The organism is Helicobacter japonicus (genome assembly GCF_000762845.2).
Taxonomy (GTDB): Bacteria; Campylobacterota; Campylobacteria; order Campylobacterales; family Helicobacteraceae; genus Helicobacter_C; species Helicobacter_C japonicus.
In genome coordinates this window covers 1-870 of sequence record NZ_JRMQ02000045.1, presented here as the reverse complement: position 1 = coordinate 870, position 870 = coordinate 1, and the positions used below count along the sequence as shown (strand labels likewise).

The following is an 870-nucleotide window of genomic DNA, read 5'->3' as shown; positions in this document are numbered from 1 at the left end:
ACAATCATTTTTAAAGCTGGTGGAATAGAAGTAGTCATAGATTCTAAAGGATTAGTTGTTAAAGGTGGGGAGATAAAGGCGGAGTGAGGGGTAAAGAAATGAGAAGTAAAGAGAAAGGAATAAATAAGCCTTTAACTTACTTCTTAATGATTCAAAATAGCATAAAGAATAAGTAATGAGCAATACAATCAAATTTCAATGCCATATACAAATATCTAGTAAGAAATTATTAGATGAAGTAAAAGGTAAAACACTCTCCTTTATGACAAATTCTAAAACCATAGATGAAAATGGAGAAGTTATCTTTGATTGTGAATTACAAGAGAGAGATAAACACAAATCTTTTCCTATCACTATTGAAGATGAAGAATATATTATTGTAGGAACAGGACAATGCAATGCCATAGCTCATCAAAAGAGCACTAATCCCTTTTGCCTTACACTCAATAAAGATGATGAGGCAAATATTAGACATATTAGAATCTACAAAGAACAGGATAAGGTAGATTTAAAAAAACAAGAACAAATAGACATCTACACCGCACAAGTAGAAAAAAGAGAGGATACAGCTACACAACAAACTAGCACAGATGATATACATACTTCCCAAACTCCATTACAAGAAAATCAAAACCTTATTCACTTAGAAGCTCATCTCACAAGTGGAAAAGCATTAAAAAAAGATATTCATTGGGCTTATTATGTTAAATACAGAAATGAACCTCTATGGGAAAAAAGCAAAATAAAGAAAGAAAATCTAGAATCTCTTACTTTCACACAAAAAAGCCGCGAAAGCATTGAGGCAGAATTTGAAGGTAAAGGCTATGGGCATTTAAAAATGGCTCTTGCAGAAGTCATTATAGAATCTTT

General features: G+C 31.7%; 1 pseudogene. It reads left to right on the top strand.

The features are described 5' to 3' along the window. Positions 1-175: 175 nt before the first annotated feature. Positions 176-870, top strand: a pseudogene (locus LS65_RS09985) (hypothetical protein); the annotation flags it as partial.